Genomic DNA, 19,184 nt, shown 5'->3' with positions numbered 1-19,184 from the left:
GTCGCCGTCAGGTCGATCGGACAGCCCGCGTCACCATTCGGCCAGCGTCCACAGCGCGGGGCGCGTCTGCGCGTCCTGGACCTCGGAGAGAAGCGCGGCGGAGGTCTTGAGCGCCGCGACCGCCTCGTCCTCACGCCCGGCAGCGTGAAGAAGATCGGCGACATGCGAGTGCAGAGCGCCGACCCGATGGCGATCCCCCTGCCGCTCCGCGCCCGCGAGTGCATCGCGAGCGGACATGAGTGCGTGGTCGAGCTCACCCGACGCCTCGTACACGCGCGACAGATTGTTGAGCGAGGCGATCAGCAGGTCCTGGTCACCCACCTCGCGCGCACGCTGCGCCGCCGAGCGCAGGCGGGAGAGCGCGACCTGCTGATCGCCGCGCGCAGCGGCGATGACGCCCAGCACGTTCTCGCTCCGCGCGAGCGCGAGTCGATCCTGCGCCTCGGTCGCCGCGCGCTCGGCTTCCACCGCCGTCCGCTCGGCGGCCTCGGCGTGCCCGAGGCGATGTTCGACGAGCGCGAGGTCTGCGAGCACCGCGGCCTCGTGCGGACTGGACGCGTCGCCGATCAGGTCGCGCGCGGCCTCAAGGTGCGACAGCGCCAGTGCCGGTTCACCGAGCCTGTCGTACACGCCCGCCGTCGCGTGCTCGATGACGGCTTGACGCTCCGCGTCGCCTTCGGCGAGCGCCCCCGCCCGGTCGAGGGCCCCGAGCGCATCGCGGTACCGCCCCAGCCGGACGAGCTCCGTTCCGATCCCCTGATGCACGTCGACCGAACGCAGGCCGAGCGAGCGCGCGGCCAGCAGCAGTTCGAGCGCCTCCGCGTGCGCGGACAGCCGCGAAGCCGCCGAGGCCGCGTCCAAGTACCAGGCGACGGCCTCGGCGTCCCGGCCCGCGGACGACAGGTGGCGGGCGACGGCGCCGGCGGGCGTGGCCAGGGGGTCGACGGCATGCCGGCGCGCGAGCAGGTCGGCGATCCGCCCGTGCAGCAGGCGGGCGCGCGCGAGCGACATCCACGCCATCGCGGTGTCGCGCACCAGATCGTGGGGCACGTCGTAGCCGCCCTGGTCGACGCGCTCCACGAGCAGGCCGCGGGTGATCGCCTCCTCGATCGCATCGACGGTCTCGTTCTCGTCCCGCCCGCCGGCGACCCGCAGCAGTTCAGGGTCGGCGACCGTGCCGATCACGGCCGCCGCAGCGACGACCTGGCGGGTCATCGCGGACACCCCCTCGAACCTCGCCGCCACCACATCTCGCACCGCCATGAGCGGCGGGTCATCCACCGACATCTCCGGCGTGACGTACTCCGTCACGAGCAGCGGCACGCCCCGGGTGCGCAGCACCACCTCGGCCGGATCATGCGGCGAGCCGTTCAGCAGCGTCGCGACGTCGGCCGGCTCGAGGGGTCCGACGAGGATCACCTCCCCCTGCTCGGCCACCGCCGCGGCGAGCGGCTCACCGCCGAAGCCGGTCGCCCATGCGGCGACGACGGCGACCCGCGGCGGGAGCCGGCGCAGCAGGTAGCCGAGGAGCGCGGCCGACGGCGGATCGATGAGATGCGCGTCGTCGACGACGATCAGCGCGCGCCCGGCACGACCGAACACGCCGACCGCCGCGAGCACGGCCTCGTTCACCCGCCGAAGGTCGTCGGATCCGCGGATCGCCCATTGCCGGGGGCCCGGGATCTCGCTCGACAACGCGGCCAGCGGAGCGCCCGCCGCACCGAGCCGGGCCGCAAGATCCGGTTCCGAGACCAGGATGCCGCGGACGAGGTCGTTCGCAGCCGCGTAGGCGAGCCCGCGCTCGGAGGCGTGGCCGGCGAGTCGCACCACACGCACTCCGTCCGCGACGGCACGCTGGGCCAAGGCGTCGAGAAGGACGGACTTGCCGATCCCCGGCTCGCCCACGAGACCGATCGCGCGCCCGGGCACGGCCTCCCATACCCCGTCGAGCCGTCGCTCGACACCGTCGCGCCCCACGAGGCGCGACACCCGCGGCGAGGCGATCGGCCTCGTCTCGGCGGCGGCCGCACCGCCACCCGCATCGGGGCCCGCCAGCGTCCCCGCTCGGATCTGCGCCTGCAGCGCGAGAGTCTCGGGGAGCGGCGCCACCCCCAGTTCCCGGTCGAGGACCCTCACGAGCGCACGGTAGGCGGTCAACGCCCCTGGGCGGTCTCCGCTCCACGCGGTGACGCGGATCAGATCCGCATGGGCCGGCTCGGACAACGGCTCCACCTGCGTGCGGCGGCGCGCGTACTGGATCGCCGCGGCGAGATCGCGGCGAGCGACGGATGCTGCCACCAGACGTGCCAGGGTCTGCGAAGCGAGATCCCGCAACGACGCGGCGGTCGCGATCTGCCAATCGTCGAACACCGGGCTGTCACGCAGCGAGAACCCCTCGAGGAAGCCCGCCGCCGCCAGTTCTGCGGCGCGTGCCCAGTCAGCGCTCTCCGTCGAATCCGCCAGCAGCCGGAACTCCCGCACGTCGCAGCGGATCTCGGCCGGATCCAAGCGCACTCCGGCCGAGCCGATGACGAGCGCGGGGCCGACGGCTGTCGCGACGGACAGCGTCCGGCGCAGAGCCGCCCGCGAACGCACGTGGTCAAGGTCCGGCCAGAGACTGCCGGCGAGCTCCTCCCGGCCGTGTTCGTGCCCGCTCACCGCGAGGATCGCGAGGAGCGCCACCGCCTTGCGGGTATCGAACCGCACCTCCGCGCCGTCCCGCCGCACGCGAGGCGGGCCGAACAGCCGAAGCTCGAGCACGGACACACCGTAACGCCTGTGCGAAGAAATGTGTTCCGATCGGCGAAGAACGGCCTGTTTCGTAACGGTCTCGGAACGCCTCGTCCCGGATCATCGTGTCATCAGGCGGGTTCGCCGGCGCGAGGAGGACGCGATGACCGGGATGCTGGAGCAGGACGTCGCGAACGGGACCACCGCCGGGGTGGCCGAAGCCACCGCCGTTCCTGAGACGGCGCAGAGTCGTCGGCGCGCCGGCCGCAAGCTGACGAGGAGCGCGCAGCGCAGCGCAGCGTCGGCACCACGGGCGGCCACGATCGATGTGCAGATCTCGCCGGGAGACGTCCTTCTCACGTTCCTGCTCGCCGCACCCGGCCCTGTGGAGATCGAGGCGCTGCCTGCCGACTCGCCGGCCGTCGCTCACCTGAGGGAGCAGGGGACGCGAATGGTGGTGCCCCTCGTGACGTCGGGAGAGCTCGTGGGCGTGCTCGCGCTGGGCTCGAGGTTGTCCGAACGCACGTACACCCGCAACGACCGCCGGCTGCTCGACAACCTCGCCCGGTACGCGGCTCCGGCGCTTCGGCTCGGTCAGCTGATGCGGCAGCAGGAAGGCGAGGCCAGGGCGCGCGAGCGCATCGACCAGGAGCTGCACGTCGCCCAGCTCATCCAGCAGCAGTTCCTCCCGAACGATCTTCCCGATCTCCCCGGCTGGCACGTGGCGGCGCTCTACCGTCCGGCCCGCACCGTGGGCGGCGACTTCTACGACCTCATCGAGCTGCCCGACGGCCGGGTCATGGTGATCACCGGTGACGTGACCGACAAAGGCGTCCCCGCGGCGCTCGTGATGGCGTCCACCCACGCGTTGCTGAGATCGACGGCGGGCGTCGTCTCCGCACCCGGAGAGGTCCTGCGCCGGGTGAACGAGCTCTTGATCCCCCAGATCCCGCTGAACATGTTCGTCACCTGCCTCGTGCTCGTCATCGACCCCCGGACCGGGCGCACGCAGTTCGCCAACGCGGGCCACAACCTGCCCTACCTGCGTCGCGGCCGCCGCGTGATTCAGCTCGCGGCGCGCGGCATGCCGCTGGGCCTCATGGCAGAGAGCGAGTACGACGAGCACGAGACGGTCATCGAGCCCGACGACATCGTGCTGCTGTACAGCGATGGCATCACCGAGCAGCACGACGCCGACGGCGACATGTTCGGCTTCGGACGGACCGAGGCCTTGGTGCAGGATGCCGCGTCGGGCGAGGAGCTCATCGCACACGCCATCGAGGCCCTCGGGCGATTCGCGGGAGGTGTGGAGCAGGAGGACGACATCACGCTCGTCGCGCTGCACCGCGGGCTGTCGACACCGCGCGACACAGGATCGTTCACGGTGCCGAGCGAACCCGGCAACGAACGAGAGGTCATGGACCGCGTCGCCGCGATGATCGGAGACGCCCTCCCGGGGCCACGGCTCGAAGCGCTCAAGACCGCCGTATCCGAGACGGCGATGAACGCCATAGAGCATGGCAACCGCGGGGCCGTGGAGCTGGACGTCGAGGTCGTGGTGCGCCAGACGCCGGACGCCGTGACGGTCGAGATCTCGGACTTCGGGCGCGGGCGGCAGCGGGAGGCGGACATCCCCGACCTCGATCTCAAGCTCGCCGGACTGCAGACGCCGCGAGGGTGGGGACTGTTCCTCGTCGAGAAGCTCGTCGACCGGTGCGACGACAGCGTCTCGGGCGACAGGCATACCGTCCGACTCGTCATGCAGCTGGACGGGCCCCGGAAGGAGGACCAAGAATGAGCCTTGACTACGAGCTCGGCCGCCGAGGGAACGTCGTCCTCATGAGGCTGACCGGACGCATCGACCGCGAGGCCGGCACGACTCTGGACGTGGCGTACGCGGCGGCCGCAGCATCCGATCCCCCCGTCATCGAGGTGGACTTCGCCGGAGTCGACTACATCAACTCGACCGGCATCGCACTCATCGTCGGCGTGCTCTCGCGCGCCCGGGCCGACAGGCGCAAGATCCGCGCCCTCGGTCTCACCGATCACTATCGGCACATCTTCGAGATCACCCGCCTCAGCGACTTCATCGAGGTCGTCGAGCCCATTCCGCGGTAGCGGAGAGGAGCGCACCATGTCTGCGCACACAGCAACCATGACCGTGTCGTCGATCGCGCCGGGGACGGCGGTCATCCGCATCGCCGGCGACGTCACCACCGCGTGCGAGGGCACGCTCATGTCGGCCCACGAGCAGGCGACGGATGCGGGCGCGAGACTCGTCGTCCTGGATTTCTCCGAGATGGAGTACATGAACAGCGGCGGGATCGGCATGCTGGTGACCCTTCTCGTGCGCGGTCAGCGGCGCCAGCAGCAGCTCGCGGCGGTGGGGCTCTCCGAGCACTACCGGCAGATCTTCGAGCTCACGCGTCTCGATGAGGCGATCGCGCTGCACGGCGACGTCTCGGAGGCCATCGCGGGCGACGGGCACGGAAGGAGCACGCCATGAGCGCGTCGACCCCCTCCCGCGACGCCGACAACTGGGCGCCGAAGGTCGAACGCCTGCGCGTGCCGGCTGCAGCACGCAGCCACGGCTACAACGTCGACGGCAAGCGTGTATCGGGCCCCCAACAGGGCTTCGGGCGGATGTGGCAGCGCATCTACCGCGCCGATCTCGGGACGGTCGTCACTCCCGAGCGACTCATCGCGGACTGGCGCGCGAACTTCGGCTCGTACTGGCCGCGCGGCGCGAGGTTCTACGGCGCCTCGGCGTCCATTCAGCCCGGCGATGTCGCTCCGCTCGGCTCACCGGGGATGACGAGCGGCGTCCTGGTCATCTACGCCGACGAGACCTCCTTCACCTTCCTCACCCCGGAGGGACACCTCTTCGCGGCACTGATCACCTTCTCCGGCGAGAGAAACGAGACGGATGCTGCCACCGGCGTCGCCGGCACGGCCGCGCAGATCCGCATCCTGCTGCGATGCTCCGACCCGATCTTCGAATCGATGTGGCCCGTCGTCCGCCGCGGGGAGAGCCTCATGTGGATCCACACGCTGCGCAGTCTCGCCGCCACCTACGGCGTCGCGGACGTCAGCGTGGAGGAGCACACCGAGTGCCTCGACCGTCGCCGGCTGTGGAGGAACTGGCGCAACATCAAGGACAACTCCGGCATCCGGACGGTGTGGCACGCGGTGAGCACCCCGCTGCGCCCTCGCTCTCGCGCCGCAGGCTGAACGCGGGGTACCGCCATGAGCGTTCGCGAGAGCATCCGGCTGGCCCTCGTGTGGGCGCTGTTCGCCGCCTACCTCATCGTGGCGCTCACGGACGTCGTCGTGAAGGGACAGGTGTTCGTGCTGCTCGGTTGGACGGGCTTCCCGCTGGTGGGCGCGATGATCCTCACCCGGAGCCGCGGCAACGCCATCGGTCGGCTCATGTTGACGATCGGCCTGCTCTGGGCGACGGCCGCCGGCTGCCTTCTGGCGGTCGGGGTGTGGGCCGCGTGGCTGACGCTGCCCGCGCAGTTCGTCGTGAGCATCATCGGAAACCTCGCAGCTCTCTTCGCGTTCGGGGCGGTGATGCTGCTGGTGCTGATCTTCCCGACGGGACGGATCGAGACGAAAGCCGGTCGGCTGATCCTCGCCTCCATCGCCGCAGTGGTCGCCTATGCCATCGCCGGATACGCCTTCGTTCCGGCACCGCCGCCCAGCGAGCTGTCCACGCCGTGGGCGCTCGTCGGCGTCGGTGCAACGACAGGTCCCGACGGCATCCTGCTGAACCTCGCCGTGCCGGTTCTGCTCGCGGTGGAGCTCGTCGAGCTCTCGTTCCGCTGGCACCGCTCGAGCGAGAACGAGCGCTATCAGTTCCGGTGGTTCGCCTTCGGCTGCGCCACCGTCATCGCGCTCATGGTCGCCGTCCTGCCGATCCAGGCGGTTCTGCCCCAGGACTTCGAGACGATGGACAAGTACGCGAGGGTTCTGATCCTGCTGATGAACGCGATCCCCCTCGCGATCGGCGTCGCCGTGCTTCGCTACGGGCTGTACGAGATCGGGCGCGTCGTGTCGCGGGCCGTCACGTACACGATCGTCACCGCACTTTCGGTCGGGGTGTACGCCCTCGTGGTGACATCCGTGACCTGGCTCCTGCCCGCCGCCCCGGCTTTCGCCGTGGCCGCCGCGACACTTGCGGCCGCCGCCTTGTTCCTCCCCGTGCTGCGCCGTGTGCAGGCGTCTGTCGACCGGCGCTTCGACCGCGAACGCTACGACGCGGAGCGCGTCGTCGACGCGTTCGGCGAGCGCGTCCGGACGGGCGCCGACCCTTCGACGACGGGTGATGCGCTCCTCGCCGCAGCCTCGCAGACGTTGCAGCCCGCGGCCACCGGCCTCTGGGTGAGCGGGAGCCTGAGATGAGTCGGCGTGAGGTCATTCGGAGGATCGCGATCTGGTCGGTCCCCGTCCTCTTCGTCGCCGTCGCCATCGGCCTGCTCGTGGTGCGTCACGACAGCTTCCTGCTCGTGGGCTGGACGGGCTTTCCCCTCGTCGGCGCGGTGATCCTCACCGCACGCCCTCGGAACAATATCGGCCGGCTGCTGATGGTGGCCGGCGGGGTCTGGCTGGTCGCCGCGATCACGCTCATTCTCGTCGAGACGCTGCGCGATGAGCTCCCTTGGGTGGTCACGTCGCTGCTGGGGACGATCGGCGCCACCGCGGGGATCATCGCGTTCCTTCCGCTCGTGCTCATCATCCTGACGTTCCCCTCCGGCGAGGTGCGCACGACCCTGGGCCGGATCGTGCTGTGGTTCGCCATCGCGCAGGCCATCGCCTGCGCGATGCTGACCATCCTCGTGCCGGTGCCCGACGCGCTCGAGCCGTTCTTCGGCACGAGACCATGGGCCGTCGCAGCGCTCGAACCCTTCAGCATGCTTGCAATCGGCCTGATGAATCTCGCCATCCCGGTGCCGATCGCCGCAGCGCTCGTCGATCTCGTGGTGCGTTGGCGGAGGTCCAAGGACGTGGAGCGTCTGCAGTACCGCTGGTTCGCCTTCGGCGCGGGTGTCGTGGTGGTCGCGCTCGCGATCGATCAACTGTCACAGCTCCTCGCGCCCGCAGTCTGGGCGGCCGTTCTCGCTGCCGTGCCGCTGGGGCTGGCCCTCAACGCCATCCCGATCACGATCGGCGTCGCCGTGACCCGCCACGGCCTCTACGAGATCAATCGCATCGTCTCGCGCACCGTGGCGTACACGCTGGTCACCGTCGCCGCGGTGGTCATCTATGCGTTCGTCGTCACGTCGGTGACGTGGCTGCTGCCGGGAGCTCCCTCCCTCGCGGTCGCCGGAGCGACTCTCTCGGCCGCCGCGCTCTTCCTGCCGGTGCTGCGCCGCGTGCAGCGTGTCGTCGATCGCCGATTCGACCGGGAGCGCTACGACTCAGCACGCGTGGTGGACGCGTTCGGCGAGGAGGTTCGATCTCGCGTCGATCCCTCGGGGACCGGGACCCACCTCGTCCAGGCAGTCGATGAGACCCTGCAGCCGGCCTCCGCCGGGCTGTGGCTGGCGGAAGGCGGATCGCGTTGATGCGCGCATGGACGGCCCACGTCGTCGCGCTGCTTGTGCTCGCGGCGCTCGTGACCGGCGCGGCCACGGGATTCTGGATGCCGTACGCCGGTCCGGGGCTCTACGCGTTCGTCGCCATCGACGTCGCCGTCGCCTGGTTCCTCTGTATGAAGGTGCCGGCCAACGTCATCGGCTGGCTCCTGCTCGCCGTGGCGGCCCTCGTCACGGTGCAACTGCCGGCCGATGCCCTCGGCAGAGCGCTGCTTCCGGCGGCACCCGGCCCTGCCATCTGGCTGCTCGCGTACGGGCATGGCCGGGCCGACTTCGATACGTGGTCGTGGATCCTTCCGGTGGGCGTGATGTTCACGCTGATTCCCCTGTTCTATCCGACGGGCCGCCTGCCGTCCCGCCGCTGGCGGTGGTTCGCGTGGGCGGCGTCCGGCGTGATCCTCCTCGGTGCGGCCATCGAGTCCACCTACACGGCGGAGGTATACCCCGGCGTCGCCAATCCGGTGCACCTGTCGGCCTCGATCGGGCCGGTCCCGGTCCAGTGGGCGGCGATGATGGTGATCTTCGCGTTCGCCGCCGGCGGGTCCTTCGCCTCGCTCGCCGTCCGCTATCGCCGCGCCGGTGCGCAGGAGCGGGCCCAGATCTCGTGGATGACCTGGGCGGTGGTGCTCGTGTTCGCCACGCTCATGACCGATGCGTTCGCTCCCCAGGAACTGACTTTCGTGCACGACTGGATCCAGGTGGCGCTCGCACTCGTGCCCGTTGCGATGATGATCGCGATCTTGCGCTTCCATCTGTACGAGATCGACCGGATCATCTCGCGCACGGTCGCGTATGCACTGGTGACGGCCGTCGTCGTCGGCGTCTACGCGCTGGTCGTGACCTCCGCGACCTGGCTGCTCCCGCGGGCACCGTCGCTCGCTGTGGCCGGCGCGACACTGGTCGCGGCGGCGCTGTTCCTCCCCGCGCTCCGCGGCATCCAGCGCGTCGTCGACCGCAGGTTCGACCGAGAGCGCTACGACGCGCAGAAGACCGTCGATCGGCTCGGCGAGCGCCTGCGGACCACCGACGACCCCGATTCCGCGGCATCCGATCTGCTCTCGGCCGTCGATCGCTCGCTGCATCCCGTGACCCTCGGACTCTGGACCCCCGGCCCGCGGCCCCAGACCTGACGACGCAGATCTGACAGTCTGGCGGGCCTGTCCCGTCGCCTTCTACGCGATCTGCCCACTCGCCGCCGACACGGTTGAACAATTCGCAGAACCGGTGTGCAATGAGGATGGATGCCGCAACGCCGCGGCGTCCGCAGCGCACTGCCCACGAGGCCCGCCGAAGGAAGAACCGCGATGACGCACACCCTGCCCCTCCCCGATTTCGCACACGAGCGGGTGGAGGTGATCACCGGCCGCCGCAGCGGCCTGTTCATCGCCGTCGCGCTGCACTCGTCCGTGCTCGGCTCCGCCCTCGGCGGCGCGCGCCTCTGGACGTACCCGCACTGGAGCGACGCCCTCGGCGACGCGCTGCGACTGTCGGCCGCCATGACCCTCAAGAACGCCGCGGCCGGGCTCGACGCCGGCGGCGGCAAGTCCGTCATCGCCCTGCCTCCCGGCACCACGCTCGACACCGACCGGCGCCGCGCCGCGTTCCTCGACCTCGGCGACGCCGTCGAGTCGCTGCACGGCCTGTACCGCACCGCGGAGGACGTCGGCTCGACGACCGACGACATGCTCGTCGTCAGCGAGCGCACCGAGCACGTCGTCGGCCTGCCCGACGCCGTGGGCGGCTCGGGCGAGCCCGCCGGCCCCACGAGCCTCGGCGTGTACGAGTCGCTGCGCGCGACGCTCGAGCGCGTCGCGGGCACCGCCGACGTCGAGGGACGCCGCATCACGATCTCCGGCCTCGGCCAGGTGGGCAGCCGCCTCGCGGTGCGCCTGTCGGCCGAGGGCGCGCGCCTCACCGTGACCGACGTGAACCCCGCCAAGCGCGACCTCGCCACCGAGCTCGGCGCGGAGTGGATCGCCCCCGGCGAGGAGCACTTCGTTCCCGCCGACGTGTTCGTGCCCGCCGGCATCGGCGGGCTCCTCACCGACGAGATCATCGACGCCCTCGACGCCAAGGCCGTGTGCGGCCCGGCGAACAACCCGCTCGCCGATCACAGCGGCGCCGCACGCCTCGCCGGACGCGGCATCCTGTACGCGCCCGACTTCGTCGTCAACGCGGGCGGCGTGATCTACCTCGACCTCGAGGCGAAGCACCTCGGCACGCGCACCGAGATCATGGAGCGCGTCGGCCAGATCGGCGACACCGTGCGCCGCATCTTCGACGAGGCCGAATCGCGGGGCGTCACGCCGCTCGAGGCCGCAGAGGGACTCGCCGCCGAGCGCCTCGCCGCCGGTGGTCGCCAGCCCGCGCTCGCGCACTGAACCGGCACGCGCCCGGCCGCGCAGCACGTGGCCGGGCGCGATCGGCTGACTGAGACTGCGTTCCACAGTTTGCGGGATCGCGTTCCACAATCCTCGATGCGGGTGGCATGATGGTCGCACGGCCGGGCCTGGCCCGCCGACGACGACCGTCCTGCCGCCCGATCGAAGGAGATCCGGTGTTCACCAGTCCCGAAGCCGATATCGAGATTCCCGAACTCGACGTCTACGACTACCTCTTCGCGAGCCTGAGCGACGAGGATCTGGGGCGCGTCGCGCTCATCGATCCCGCGACCGGCGCCGAGACCACGTACGGCGCGCTGCGCACCCAGGTCGACCTGTTCGCCGGCGCGCTCGCGGCCCGCGGGGTGGGCGTCGACACCGTGCTCGGGCTCCTCTGCCCCAACGTCCCCGCCTTCGCGACGGTGTTCCACGGGATCCTCCGCGCCGGCGCCACAGTCACGACCGTCAACTCGCTGTACACCGCCGGCGAGATCGAGAAGCAGCTCCGCGATGCCGGAGCCACCTGGCTCGTCACCGTGAGCCCGCTCCTCCCCCAGGCGTCCACCGCCGCCGAGGCCGTCGGCATCCCTCACGACCGCGTCATCGTGCTCGACGGCGCCTCGGGCCACCCGAACCTCCGGGAGCTGCTCACCGAGGGCGCGCCCGCGCCCGAGGTCTCGTTCGACCCGGCGACGCACATCGCGGTGCTCCCCTACTCGTCGGGCACGACCGGGATCCCCAAGGGCGTGATGCTGACGCACCGCAACCTCGTCGCGAACGTCGCGCAGTGCCGCGTCGCACTCGACCTCGCCGCGACCGACCGCGTGCTGGCGGTGCTGCCCTTCTTCCACATCTACGGCATGACCGTGCTGCTCAACCTCGCGCTGCGCCAGCGCGCGAGCCTCGTGACGATGCCGAAGTTCGACCTGGTCGAGTTCCTCACGAACATCCAGAAGTTCCAGTGCACGTACCTGTACATCGCGCCGCCGATCGCGGTCGCGCTGGCCAAGCACCCGATCGTCGACCAGTTCGACATCTCGAGCGTGCGCACGGTCTTCTCGGGGGCGGCGCCGCTCGACGGCGAGACCGCCGAGACGGCGGGGCGCCGCATCAACGCACGCATGATGCAGGGCTACGGCATGAGCGAGCTGAGCCCCGTCTCGCACGCGATGCCGGTCGACCGCCACGACATCCCGGTGAGCTCGGTCGGCGTCATGCTGCCCAACACGCTCAACAAGCTCATCGACACCGAGACGGGCGACGAGATCACCGAGCTCGGGCCGGACGGCGTCACGAAGGCCGGCGAGCTCTGGGTCAAGGGCCCCAACGTCATGCTCGGCTACCTCAACAAGCCCGACGCCACGGCCGAGACGCTCGACGCCGACGGCTTCCTCCACACCGGCGACATCGCCGTCTACCACGAGGGCGGCTACTTCTCGATCGTCGACCGCGTCAAGGAGCTCATCAAGTACAAGGGCTACCAGATCGCTCCCGCAGAGCTCGAGGCGCTGCTCCTCGGCCACCCGAAGGTGATGGATGCCGCGGTCATCGGCGTGCTCGACGACGACAAGCAGGAGATCCCCAAGGCCTTCATCGTCGCCGCCCCCGACTCCGGCCTCACCGAGGACGACGTGATGGCCTTCGTGGCCGAGCACGTCGCCCCGCACAAGAAGGTGCGCCGCGTCGAGTTCATCGAGGCGATCCCGAAGTCCAGCGCCGGCAAGATCCTCCGCAAGGACCTGCGCGCCCGCGAGGCCGCGGCGGTCTGACGCCGGGACGGGAGACGGATGCTGCGGCGAACGCGTTTCGCCGCAGCATCCGTTCCCGCGGCCACTAGTTTGGCGCCATGGAAGGACTCTGGCTCGCGGCGCTGAGCGGGCTCATCGGCGGCGGCACGCTGCTGGTCGGAGCGGCGGTCGCGTGGTTCGTCGAGATCCCGCAGCGGATCGTTGCCGGGATCATGGCGGTCGGCGCGGGCGTGCTGATCTCGACCCTGGCGTTCGAGCTCGTCGAAGAGGCGGCGGCCGACGGCGGTCTGGTGCCGACCACGGTGGGGTTCCTGGGCGGCGCGGTCCTCTACATCGTCGCGGACCAGCTGATCTCGCGGCGCAGCAAGCAGAAGCCCGGGGGCGGCGGCGAGAGCGGGGTGGGCGCGGTCGATGCGCCGGGCGTGCAGGACGTTCCCGCGAGCATCGTCGCCCGGCGCGCCGGCACCCGCGCGATCGGCGGTGCGGGCCTGGTGATCGCGGTGGGCGCCCTGATCGACGGCATCCCGGAGTCGATCGTCATGGGCCTGTCGGTGCTGCAGGGCGGGATCAGCATCCCGATCGTCGCCGCGATCGCGATCAGCAACTTCCCCGAGGGTCTCGGGTCGACCGCGGCGCTCAAGCGCGGCGGCACCGGCGGGCGGTACGTCGCGCTCCTGTGGAGCGGCATCGCGCTGATCACCGTGATCGCCTCGGTGCTCGGCTACGTCGCCTTCCAGTCGGCGTCGCCGAGCCTCATCGCACTCATCACGACGATCGCCGCCGGCGGCCTGCTCGCCATGGTGTGCAACACGATGATCCCCGAGGCTTTCGACGAGCAGCACGCGCTCACCGGCCTGTGGGCGACGATCGGCTTCCTCGCCGCCTTCCTGCTGCACGAGCTCACCTGAGCCGGGCACGGCGCCGCGGCCCGCGCTCACTCCTGCGGTGCGGCCACGGTGACGACGGTCCGCCGCGCCCGCAGCGCGGTCGCCGCGCCGATCAGCACGGCCCCGACCGCCAGCCAGATGAGCACGCGGTAGTCGACGACGATGAGGAGTCCCGCGCCCGCGATCGACAAGAGGGTCTGCGGCAGGTTCACGACGACATTGGCCGCGGCGCCGGTACGGCCCTGCAGGGCGTCGGGCGTGAGGCGCTGGCGGAGGGTGGAGAAGGCGACGACGGTGATCGGGATGCCGATCCCCATCACGAACATGCCGGCGCCGCCGAGCACCACCGACCCGAAAGCGAACGGCACGCTGCCGGCGGCGATGAGCACGAGACCGAGGGAGGCCGCCCGCCCTTCGCCCCAGCGCGTCACGAGCGTCGCCGACAGCAGCCCGCCGAGCACGGCGCCCGCGCCCTGGATGGGCACGAGCACGCCGATCGCGACCGGGTCGGCGTGCATCGCGTCGAGCGCCGGGAACACGATGATGTTGAGCAATCCGGTGGCGCCGAAGCCGATCGCCGCGGCGATCGTGATCACGCGGAGGCTCTGCGGGGCGAAGAGCTGCTCGAAGCCCGCGACCAGCTCGCGGAGGTAGCCCCGCCCCGGCTCCCGCTCGGGAGTCGCATCGCCGACGGGCAGTCCCGCGACGATCACCGCAGCTACGGCGAAGCACGCCGCGGTGAGCACGATGACCGCGGGCGCCCCGAGCCAGACGTAGAGCGCCGTGCCGATCAGGGGCGAGATGAGCCGCAGCCCGTTGTCGATCGTCGACAGCACGCCGTTGCCCGATGCGAGCTGGTCGTCGCGCAGCATCGCGCGGATGATGCCCGACTGCGCCGAGGCCGTCACGTAGCCGGCCGCGCTGTAGAGGACGACGGCGACGTACACCAGCCACAGCTGCGCCGGGCCCGACACGAGCAGCAGGGACAGCACGATGGGAACCAGCGCGACGTTGTTGAGCACCAGGAGGCGGCGCCGCGGCATCCGATCGGCGAGCATCCCGATGAAGGGCGCGAGGATCGCGGGCAGGCCCAGCGCGACGAAGACGAAGCCGGCCGCGACGTCCGATCCGGTGAGCTCCTTCACCCACACCGCGACCATCAGGAACAGGGCGCTGTCGCCCAGGTTGGTCGCGACCCATCCCGCCGCAAGGCGCGGAAACCCCGGCGCCGACCATGCGACCGGGCCGCGCCGGACCCCTCGCTCCGTGCCGGCGGTCACTTCTCGTCCTCCGGTTCGGGGTTCACCACGGCGAAGAACCGTGAGTAGCGGGCACCCGGCGGCCGCTTCGACGGGTCGGTGTGCCGACCCGCGAACCGGTCGGTGATGTCCTGCACATCGCGGCTGAGCTGTGCGAGCTCTTCCGCGGTCGCCCAGAACGACGAGCGCGTGAACGTCGTCGCCTGCACCCACTCGTCGCTCTCGCGATCGATGCGTGCGAACCAGTCCATCGCGCGGAGGAACTCCGACTCGAGCCCCATCGACGCGACCGCCTGCACCGCGAGCAGCGAACCGGGCACGTCCGGATCCGGCCTCATGTCGAGGTCCGCGACCTTCACCCGCCACGGCTTCTCGCGCCCACGCCGCTCCGCCCGCTCGATGTAGCCGTACTTCTCCAGCATTCGCAGGTGGAACGAGCAGCTCGCGGCCGACTCCCCCAGCGCCCCGGCGCACTCCGTCGCCGTGGCCTCGGCCACGTCGCCCAGGTGGTCGAGCAGGGCGATCCGCACCGGGTGCGCGAGCGCCCGGATGCGCTCGGGATCGGTGATGCGCTCGCGTCGCGCCGACCGCGGTAACGGCTGATCGTCGGTGGTCATGGCGACGACTCTAGATTCTAAAGAGTTCTTTCGCAACACTTCTTTAGAATGAGCAATGGATGCTGCGCCCCCGCGCCGGAGCGCAGCAGGCACCGTCGAATGAGTCCAGGGTGGTCGCGTTCCCCCAGCGAAGGTGTGAGGACGGAGGGCGCCCCTGGCCGTCTGCCTGCCCGAGTGGGTTACGCGGTGGCCCAGAGGTCGTCGTCGTCCGCGACGGCGCCGGGCGCGTCGATCGACAGGCCGTGCAGCAGCTCGAGAGCGGCACGGGCGTCGTCGATCCGGCCTTCGACGGCCAGCTCGCGGATGCGCACGGAGGGACGGTGCAGCAGCACGCCCGCGAGGTGCCGCAGAGCGGCCTCGACCTCGTCGCCGGCGCCGCGCGAGCGGGCTCGGGCGATCTCGTCTTCCACGGTCTTCAGCACTTCGCCGCGGAGCGCGGTGATCGCGGGACCGGCCTCGCGGTCGGCGTGGAACTCGGTGGCCGCATCCCCCACGATCGCGCGCGCGTCGGCGTGGGCGCTGAACTCGGCGAGCGGGGCGTGCAGCCGGATGGTCTCGAGGTCGAGCAACTCGACCGCCTCGACCGCGCCGACGGCGGGGTCGACGTTGCGCGGGAGCCCGAGGTCGATCACGAGCACCCGTCGACCGGGCGTGAACGCGTCGGCGTGCACGACGGCGTCGGCCGTGCAGGTGATGACGACATCGGCCGTCGCGACCTCGGCGGCGAAGTCCGCGACGGGGATCAGCCCGTGCTGCGCGGCGAACGCCTCGGCGCGACCGGACGGCGAGAAGACGTGGATGTCGCCGGCGCCGCGGGCGCGCAGCGCCTCGACCGTGCGGACGGCGTACTTTCCGGTGCCCACCAGCACGATCTTCGCGGCGGCCCACTCGGCGACGCGGCTCGACGCCAGCTCGAGAGCGAGGCGCACGAGCGAACGGTGCGCTCCGCGCAGCTGGGTGCGATTGCGGACGCCCCGGCTGGTGTGGGTGGCCTTCTGGAACAGGCGCTCCAGCTCGCTCGACGTCATGCCGTCGGCGCGGGCGGCGTCGAGGGCGCGACGCACCTGACCCGAGATCTCGTCTTCGCCGACCGACATCGATTCGAGTCCGCTGGTGACGGCGAAGAGGTGGGCCGCAGCATCCGCCCCCTGATGAACGGCGACAGACGCGCGCAGCAGATCCGCGGAGACGCCGGAGGCGCCGGCCATCGCCTCGATGACGGACTCGGCCGCGACCGCCTCGCCGCCGGTGAGCGGCTCGTCGATGTCGAGATAGGCCTCGAAACGGTTGCAGGTCGCGAGCACGACGGCGCCGGAGACGAAGATCTCGTCGTCGACGAGGGCGCGCGTCGCCGTGGGCGCCCCCACAGAGAGACGCTCCAGGATGTCGAGGCTCGCGTTCCGATGGTTCGCGGTCAGACAGAGGAGCACGGACCTAATCTTAACGTGTGTCGTTGCATGACTCTCACCCTTCCGTCCTTCAGAGAAACGATCCGCCCGCGCTGATACGCGCGTATCGCGGCGAACGACCGGCTCGCACCCCGGTCTGGTTCATGCGTCAGGCGGGTCGATCGCTGCCGGAATACCGCGAGCTGCGGGTCGGCACCGACATGCTCGACGCCTGCCTCAACCCCGAGCTCGCCAGCGAGATCACGCTGCAGCCGGTGCGCCGCCACGGCGTCGACGCGGGCATCTTCTTCAGCGACATCGTGATCCCGGTGCGCCTGGCGGGCGTCGACGTGCGCATCGTCGCGGGCCGCGGCCCGGTGCTCGCGGACCCGGTGCGGACGGCGGCGGATGTCGCGTCCCTGCCCCCGCTCGACCCGGAATCGCTCGCTCCCATCCGCGACGCGGTCGCGCTCACCGTCGCCGAGCTCGGCACGACGCCGCTCATCGGCTTCGCCGGCGCCCCGTACACGCTGGCGTCGTACCTCGTCGAGGGCGGCCCGTCGAAGGAGCAGCTCAAGACGCGCGCGCTCATGCACTCCGACCCCGAGACGTGGGCGGCGCTGCTGACGTGGTGCGCCGAGATCACCGGCGCGTTCCTCGCCGCGCAGATCGAGACGGGCGCGTCGGCCGGTCAGCTGTTCGACTCGTGGGCCGGATCGCTCAGCCTCGCCGACTACACGCGGCACGTCGCGCCGTTCTCGGCGCAGGCGCTCGGGCCGGTGCGGGCGCTGGGCGTGCCGCTCGTGCACTTCGGCGTCGGCACCGGCGAGCTCCTCGCCGCGATGCGCGACATCGGCGTCGACACCGTGGGCGTCGACTGGCGCCTGCCCCTCGATGAGGCCGTGCGCCGCGTCGGCCCCGACGTGTCGGTGCAGGGCAACATCGACCCCGCGCTGCTGCGCGCCCCGTGGCCGGTGCTCGAGGCGCACATCCTCGACGTGCTCGAGCGCGGCCGCGCCGCCCGCGCGCACGTCGTGAACCTCGGCCACGGCGTGCCGCCCGACACCGACCCGACCGTGCTCACGCGCGTCGTGGAGTTCGTGCACGCGAATGGCTGACTTCTCCGTCGTCGGCGGGGGCGTCGCCGGGCTCGTCGTCGCCCGGCGGCTCGCTGCCGCGGGCGCGGCGGTGACGGTGTTCGAGGCGTCCGATCACCTCGGCGGGACGGTCGCGCGGCACGAGGTCGGAGGACTCGCGCTCGACGCCGGGGCGGAGAGCTTCGCGGTCCGCGGCGGCGCGGTCGAGGCATTGCTGGCCGAGTTGGGCCTCGACGGCGACATCGTCGCCCCCGCTCCGGGGCCGGCCTGGCTGCAGCCCGTGACGGGCGACGCCGTTCCGCTGCCCGCGACCGCGCTGCTCGGCATCCCGGCGGACCCCCTCGCCGACGACGCCGTGCGCGTGATCGGACTCGCGGCGGCGGAACGAGCCGTCGCGCTCGACGCGCGCCCCGTCGGCGAGGTGCCCGCGATGCTCGGACCGCTCGTGCGGGAGCGTCTCGGCGCCGACGTGCTCGACCGGCTCGTCGCACCCGTCGTGCACGGCGTGCACTCGCAGCACCCTGACCAGCTCCCGGTCGCTCGCGCCCACCCCGGGCTGGCTGACGCCGTCGCGAGTGCGGGTTCGCTCAGCGGAGCCGTCGCGCGCCTGCGTGCCGCCGCTCCCCCGGGCGCCGCGGTCGCGGGCATCCGCGGCGGCATCCACCGGCTCGTCCCGGCCCTCGCCGACGACCTCGCGCGGCGCGGGGGCGACATCCGCCTCGGAACGCGGGTCGACGGCCTCGGCGCTCTCGACGGCACCGTCGTCGTGGCCGCGCCGGGCGTGGCGTCGCCCGCCGGGCCCGGTCGTCGCATCGACCTCGTGACGCTGGTCGTGGAGCAGGACGAGTTGGATGCTGCGCCCCGAGGCACCGGACTGCTCGTCGCCGCCGGGGCACCGGTGAACGCCCGCGCGCTCACCCACGCGACCGCCAAGTGGGAGTGGCACCGCGAGGCCGCCGCCGGGCGCCACGTGATCCGGCTCTCGTACGACGAGACGCCCGCCGACCCCGTCGCCACCGCCGTGGCCGACGCGGAGACCCTGCTCGGCGTGCGCCTGCCGGTCGTGGTCGACGCGGCTCAGGTGTTCTGGGTGCGGCCGGCCGCAGCATCCACCGTCCCTTCCGGTCTCGTGGTCGTCGGAGAGACCGTCGCGGGCTCCGGCTTGGCGGGCATCGTCGCCCACGCCGAGCGCACGGCCGCCGAGCTTCTGCAGCGCTGACCGGCGTCCGTAGAACCCGCTCGGTCCGGACTTCGCATCCTTTTCCGGGCTCCGAACCGTGAAGTCCGGACTTCGCACCAGGGGCACGCTCGGGGGGCCACACGCACGGCCCGCACAACGCGAGACCGCCGACGCCAAAACCCGCGAAGTCCGGACTTCGCACGAGGGGCACGCTCGGGGGGGGCACACGCACGGTCCGGACAACGCGGGACCGGCGACGCCAAAACCCGCGAAGTCCGGACTTCGCACGAGGGGCACGCT

16 protein-coding genes are annotated in these 19,184 nt (G+C 71.5%); 12 read left to right on the top strand and 4 right to left on the bottom strand.

The annotated features are described in order from the left end of the window. Window positions 1-30: 30 nt before the first annotated feature. Window positions 31-2,760 carry an AAA family ATPase gene (locus ACFC1I_RS15170; protein WP_376011036.1) on the bottom strand — a complete coding sequence of 910 codons (2,730 nt, stop codon included), beginning with the start codon at window positions 2,758-2,760 and terminating at the stop codon, window positions 31-33. A gap of 133 nt (window positions 2,761-2,893) precedes the next feature. On the opposite strand from ACFC1I_RS15170, the gene ACFC1I_RS15165 reads away from it, so the two are divergent. The 10 genes from ACFC1I_RS15165 (at window position 2,894) to ACFC1I_RS15120 (ending at window position 13,364) form a co-directional block, all read left to right on the top strand. After that, window positions 2,894-4,528: a SpoIIE family protein phosphatase gene (locus ACFC1I_RS15165; RefSeq protein ID WP_376011033.1), complete on the top strand. Its 1,635-nt coding sequence runs from the start codon at window positions 2,894-2,896 to the stop codon at window positions 4,526-4,528. Continuing rightward, a complete protein-coding gene (locus ACFC1I_RS15160; protein WP_376011030.1) occupies window positions 4,525-4,848 on the top strand; it encodes an STAS domain-containing protein in 324 nt (107 codons plus the stop codon). The genes ACFC1I_RS15165 and ACFC1I_RS15160 overlap by 4 nt, the downstream gene beginning before the upstream one ends. Window positions 4,849-4,864: 16 nt before the next feature. Beyond that, window positions 4,865-5,236, top strand: coding sequence for an STAS domain-containing protein (locus ACFC1I_RS15155; RefSeq protein WP_376011026.1), 372 nt, complete (start codon window positions 4,865-4,867; stop codon window positions 5,234-5,236). Then, window positions 5,233-5,961, top strand: a complete 729-nt coding sequence (locus ACFC1I_RS15150) for a hypothetical protein (RefSeq protein ID WP_376011023.1) — start codon at window positions 5,233-5,235, stop codon at window positions 5,959-5,961. Before ACFC1I_RS15155 ends, ACFC1I_RS15150 begins: the two co-directional genes overlap by 4 nt. A gap of 15 nt (window positions 5,962-5,976) precedes the next feature. After that, window positions 5,977-7,134 (top strand): hypothetical protein, encoded by a 1,158-nt coding sequence (locus ACFC1I_RS15145; RefSeq protein WP_376011020.1) that lies wholly within the window; start codon window positions 5,977-5,979, stop codon window positions 7,132-7,134. Beyond that, window positions 7,131-8,297: a hypothetical protein gene (locus ACFC1I_RS15140; protein WP_376011018.1), complete on the top strand. Its 1,167-nt coding sequence runs from the start codon at window positions 7,131-7,133 to the stop codon at window positions 8,295-8,297. The genes ACFC1I_RS15145 and ACFC1I_RS15140 overlap by 4 nt, the downstream gene beginning before the upstream one ends. After that, window positions 8,297-9,457, top strand: a complete 1,161-nt coding sequence (locus tag ACFC1I_RS15135) for a hypothetical protein (protein WP_376011015.1) — start codon at window positions 8,297-8,299, stop codon at window positions 9,455-9,457. The genes ACFC1I_RS15140 and ACFC1I_RS15135 overlap by 1 nt, the downstream gene beginning before the upstream one ends. Before the next feature lie 174 nt (window positions 9,458-9,631). After that, on the top strand, window positions 9,632-10,708 hold the full coding sequence (locus tag ACFC1I_RS15130) for a Glu/Leu/Phe/Val dehydrogenase dimerization domain-containing protein (RefSeq protein ID WP_376011013.1): 1,077 nt from the start codon (window positions 9,632-9,634) through the stop codon (window positions 10,706-10,708). A gap of 176 nt (window positions 10,709-10,884) precedes the next feature. After that, entirely contained in the window at window positions 10,885-12,477 is a 1,593-nt protein-coding gene (locus tag ACFC1I_RS15125; protein WP_376011010.1) for an AMP-binding protein, read from the top strand. Window positions 12,478-12,554: 77 nt separating this feature from the next. Next, a complete protein-coding gene (locus ACFC1I_RS15120) occupies window positions 12,555-13,364 on the top strand; it encodes a ZIP family metal transporter (RefSeq protein ID WP_376011007.1) in 810 nt (269 codons plus the stop codon). A 26-nt stretch (window positions 13,365-13,390) separates the two neighbouring features. On the opposite strand, the gene ACFC1I_RS15115 is transcribed toward ACFC1I_RS15120, so the two are convergent. The 3 genes from ACFC1I_RS15115 to ACFC1I_RS15105 all read right to left on the bottom strand — a co-directional run bounded on the left by ACFC1I_RS15115 (window position 13,391) and on the right by ACFC1I_RS15105 (window position 16,649). Continuing rightward, window positions 13,391-14,623, bottom strand: coding sequence for an MFS transporter (locus tag ACFC1I_RS15115; RefSeq protein ID WP_376011005.1), 1,233 nt, complete (start codon window positions 14,621-14,623; stop codon window positions 13,391-13,393). Continuing rightward, window positions 14,620-15,219, bottom strand: coding sequence for an ArsR/SmtB family transcription factor (locus ACFC1I_RS15110; protein WP_376011002.1), 600 nt, complete (start codon window positions 15,217-15,219; stop codon window positions 14,620-14,622). Before ACFC1I_RS15110 ends, ACFC1I_RS15115 begins: the two co-directional genes overlap by 4 nt. A 179-nt stretch (window positions 15,220-15,398) precedes the next feature. After that, complete coding sequence (locus ACFC1I_RS15105; protein ID WP_376010999.1) at window positions 15,399-16,649, bottom strand: glutamyl-tRNA reductase; 1,251 nt, start codon at window positions 16,647-16,649, stop codon at window positions 15,399-15,401. A 17-nt stretch (window positions 16,650-16,666) separates the two neighbouring features. On the opposite strand from ACFC1I_RS15105, the gene hemE reads away from it, so the two are divergent. Both hemE and ACFC1I_RS15095 read left to right on the top strand, forming a co-directional pair. Continuing rightward, window positions 16,667-17,725, top strand: coding sequence for a uroporphyrinogen decarboxylase (gene hemE / locus ACFC1I_RS15100; protein ID WP_376010996.1), 1,059 nt, complete (start codon window positions 16,667-16,669; stop codon window positions 17,723-17,725). Further along, window positions 17,718-18,923, top strand: a complete 1,206-nt coding sequence (locus tag ACFC1I_RS15095; protein WP_376010994.1) for a protoporphyrinogen/coproporphyrinogen oxidase — start codon at window positions 17,718-17,720, stop codon at window positions 18,921-18,923. The genes hemE and ACFC1I_RS15095 overlap by 8 nt, the downstream gene beginning before the upstream one ends. The last annotated feature ends 261 nt before the right edge of the window (window positions 18,924-19,184 follow it).

The organism is Microbacterium sp. NPDC056044, assembly GCF_042267145.1.
GTDB lineage: Bacteria > Actinomycetota > Actinomycetes > Actinomycetales > Microbacteriaceae > Microbacterium.
Note: the sequence above shows the minus strand (reverse complement) of the source record. Positions and strands in the feature narration are given on the sequence as shown.